This window comes from Phenylobacterium sp. (genome assembly GCF_044372605.1).
In the GTDB taxonomy this organism is placed as follows: Bacteria; Pseudomonadota; Alphaproteobacteria; order Caulobacterales; family Caulobacteraceae; genus Phenylobacterium.
The window spans coordinates 1-3,683 of record NZ_JBILRO010000296.1 but is presented as its reverse complement, the minus strand read 5'-3'; the positions used below and the strand labels follow the sequence as shown (position 1 = coordinate 3,683).

Sequence of the window (3,683 nt, the reverse complement as noted above, 5' to 3'; positions counted from 1 at the left end):
CCTCATGGAGATCGTCCGCGAGGCCCTGGCCGAGAACCGCGTCGACCTCTACCTGCAGCCGGTGGTCTCCCTGCCGCAGCGTCGGACCGTGTTCTACGAAAGCTTTACCCGCCTGCGCGATCCCACCGGCCAGATCATCATGCCGGCAGAGTATCTGGCTGTCGCCGAACCGGCCGGACTGGTGACCGCCATCGACAATCTGCTGCTGTTCCGCTGCGTGCAGATCGTGCGCCGACTGGCCGCCCAGGATCGGCGGGTGGGCATCTTCTGCAACGTGGCCATGGCCAGCCTGGGCGACGACGAGTTTTTCCCGCAGTTCCTGGAACTGCTGCGCGCCAACCGCGACCTGGCGCCGGCGTTGATCTTCGAGGTAGGGCAGGCGGCTTTCGACGCCCGCACCTCGGTTGAGGCGCGCAATATGGGCAAGCTGGCCGAACTCGGCTTCCGGTTCAGTCTAGATAAGGTCGCAGACCTGGATCTCGACCTTCAGGACCTCACCCGGGCGGATGTGAAATTCGTGCGTATTGGCGCCCAGCGGCTACTGGATGATCTCACCGAGATCGGCGAGCGGCTGGTATTCCGTTCCATGCCCGACCTGGCCGCCGAAGACTTCGCGCTTCTGATGCGCCGCTACGGGGTGGAACTGATCGCCGAGAAGGTGGAGAACGAACGCCAGGTGGTGGATATCCTCGATCTCGATATCCAGATCGCCCAGGGCCACCTGTTCGGTGAGCCGCGCGCAATCAAGGACGCCGTGCTGGCCGAGACCGGTCCGCCGCCTCGCCGGGTGATCGAGATGCCCCGGCGTCGCGCTGCGGGCGGTTGAATCTCTGACGAACCCGTTATCGGCTCCGGCAGGCGTTGACCCGGGGCGATCCAGCACGTACCGCCCCGTTCATGAGCTCTTCAACGCGCTTGCCCACTGCCGTTGGCGGACTGTCCGAGATCGCCGGGCGCTATGACCTGCTGCTGTGCGACGTCTGGGGCGTGATCCACAACGGCCGGGAGAGCTTTCCGGCCGCCTGCGCAGCGCTGTCGCGGTTCCGGGAGCAATGCGGGCCGGTCATCCTGATTTCCAACGCCCCGCGACCTGCGCCGCCCATTGTTGAACAGCTGGATTCGCTCGCGGTGCCCCGGGCGGCATGGACCCGGCTGATCACCTCCGGCGACGCGACGCGGGACCTGCTGACGGCTCAGGGCGCGCCGGAGGTCTGGGCAATCGGGCCGGACCGCGACGAGGTTCTCTATGAGGGCTTGGGCCTGAGGCTCTGCGAGCCTGCCGAGGCGGCATTCATCTGCGTGACCGGCCCCTTCGATGACGAGAACGACGAGCCGGGCGACTATCGCGATCGGTTCAGGGCCTGTGTGGCGCGCGGCCTGCCGCTGATCTGCGCCAATCCGGACATTGTGGTGCAGCGGGGCGACAAGCTGATCTATTGCGCCGGCGCCCTGGCGCAACTCTACGAGAGCCTGGGTGGCCAGGTGATCATGGCGGGCAAACCCTTCGCGCCGATCTATCAGATGGCGCTGGCGGCGGCGGCGGCAGAGCTCGGTCGCGAGGTCGATCCCCGTCGGGTGTTATGTGTCGGCGATGGCCTGCCCACCGATATTCGCGGCGCCAACGCCCAGGGACTTGACGTTCTCTTCGTCGCCAACGGCATACACGGCGCCGAGACCGTGAACGCCCGGGGGCTGATCATGTCGGTGGTGAACGATCTTTTGCGCCAGGACGGGCTTCACGCGACCTGGGCCATAGCCGATATGGTGTGGTGAGGCCGAAGAGGGGTGAGCGCGGTGCAGGGTTTCTATTTCGACGAGCTTAGCGTGGGTCAGGCCGTGGAGATCAACCGGGTGGTGGGCGCCGCCGACATCGAGGCCTTTGCGGAGGTCTCCGGCGACAACAATCCCGTACACCTGGACGAGGACTATGCCCGCACCACCCAGTTCGGCGAGCGGATCGCCCACGGCATGCTATCGGCGGCCTATATCTCGGCCATCCTGGGCACCCGGCTGCCGGGGCCCGGCGCGATCTATCTGTCGCAGTCCCTGCGATTCCGGCGGCCTGTGAGGATCGGTGATCTGGTTGTCGCCCGCGCCACCGTGACGGCGCTGGACGAAGCCAAGGGGCGGGTCACGCTTGAGACCGTCTGCGAAGTGGGCGGCAAGACGGTGATGGACGGCGAGGCCGTTGTCATCGCGCCGCGCCGAGCCGCATGAAGCGCATCCGGTTCATCCGCGGCTGGAAAGACCTCGATGCCGTCGACCGCGGCGCCTCGGTCGCCATGGGCAGTTTCGACGGCGTGCATCTGGGCCATCAGCAGGTGATCGCGCTCGCCGCCGACGCTGCGCGCGACCTGGGCGCACCGCTGGGTGTGATCACCTTTGACCCCCACCCCCGGGTCTACTTCCGGCCGGACGAGCCCGCGTTTCACCTGATGCAGCCGGATCAACAGGCTCGCGCGCTCGAAAGGCTGGGCGTGGACATGCTCTATGTCCTGCCGCTCGACGCCGGACTGGCCGGGATGAGCGACAGGGAGTTTGCCAGCGAGGTCCTAAATGAGGGCCTGGGCGCGCGCCATGTCTCGGTGGGCTTCGACAACTCCTTCGGCAAGGGCCGCACCGGCACGCCGGACACCATGGCCGCCTACGGGAGGGAAATGGGCTTCGGGGTCTCGGTGGCCGCGCCCTTCGGCGATGAGACCGGCGACAAGTTCTCTTCCACCGCCGTCCGCAACGCCCTGCGTGACGGTAAGCCCGAGGTCGCTGCCGAGATCCTGGGCCGCCCGTTCGCCATCGAGGGGCCCGTCCAGCGCGGTCGCCAGCTGGGCCGTAAACTGGGCTTTCCCACGGCGAACGTGGCGCTGGCCGACTATGTGACCCCGCGTTTCGGCGTCTACGCCACCCGTACGCGCCTGTCGGACGGCCGTGAGCTGGCCGGTGTGGCGAACATCGGGATCAATCCAACGGTGCATGGCGTCACGGCGCCCCTGCTGGAGGTCTGGCTGTTCGACTTCGACGAGGACATCTACGACCGCATCATCGAAACCGACCTGATCGCCTTCCTGCGGCCTGAGGAGAAGTTCGACAGCCTGGAGATTATGACGGAACAGGTGATGGCGGATGCTCGGGCTGCGCGGGGGCTGCTGGGGGCGTAGACCGACGCACGGAGGGATGACGACGCGGCCTGGCTCTGATAGAGCCACGGCCATGATTTCGGTTCGGACCTCCTCGCGAATTATCCGCCCGGCGTGACGCCGCGGACGGTTTCGTTCCAGCGCCCGCCGGGTTCCCCTCGCACCCCAGAAACACCGAACCAGCCTGGATACGCTCATGGCCGACGACGCCACCTCGACCGCACGCGATTATCGCGAAACCGTCTTCCTCCCCGAAACGCCCTTTCCCATGCGCGCAGGCCTGCCGCAGAAGGAACCGCAGATCCTCGCCAAATGGGATGAAATCGGGCTCTATCACGCCGTCCGCGCCGAGCGTCAGCGGGCCGGTGCCCCGTTGTTCGTCCTGCATGACGGGCCCCCCTACGCCAACGGCGCGATCCACATTGGTCACTCGCTGCAGAAGACGCTGAAGGACTTCGTGGTCCGGTCGCGGTTCCTGCTGGGCTACGACGTCGACTATGTGCCCGGGTGGGACTGCCATGGCCTGCCGATCGAATGGCAGATCGAGAA

5 protein-coding genes are annotated in these 3,683 nt (G+C 66.6%); all 5 read left to right on the top strand.

What is annotated here, in order from left to right; all coding sequences use genetic code 11:
- On the top strand, nucleotides 1-826 hold an 826-nt coding region (locus ACIQ42_RS17110), incomplete at its 5' end, for an EAL domain-containing protein (protein ID WP_397423441.1).
- Nucleotides 827-897: 71 nt separating this feature from the next.
- Nucleotides 898-1,773, top strand: a complete 876-nt coding sequence (locus ACIQ42_RS17105) for a TIGR01459 family HAD-type hydrolase (RefSeq protein WP_397423440.1) — start codon at nucleotides 898-900, stop codon at nucleotides 1,771-1,773.
- Nucleotides 1,774-1,794: 21 nt separating this feature from the next.
- Nucleotides 1,795-2,217 carry a MaoC family dehydratase gene (locus ACIQ42_RS17100; RefSeq protein WP_397423442.1) on the top strand — a complete coding sequence of 141 codons (423 nt, stop codon included), beginning with the start codon at nucleotides 1,795-1,797 and terminating at the stop codon, nucleotides 2,215-2,217.
- Nucleotides 2,214-3,155 carry a bifunctional riboflavin kinase/FAD synthetase gene (locus ACIQ42_RS17095; protein WP_397423439.1) on the top strand — a complete coding sequence of 314 codons (942 nt, stop codon included), beginning with the start codon at nucleotides 2,214-2,216 and terminating at the stop codon, nucleotides 3,153-3,155. Before ACIQ42_RS17100 ends, ACIQ42_RS17095 begins: the two co-directional genes overlap by 4 nt.
- A gap of 175 nt (nucleotides 3,156-3,330) precedes the next feature.
- Nucleotides 3,331-3,683 (top strand): class I tRNA ligase family protein (locus tag ACIQ42_RS17090; protein WP_397423438.1); only part of this gene is annotated, 353 nt, incomplete at its 3' end.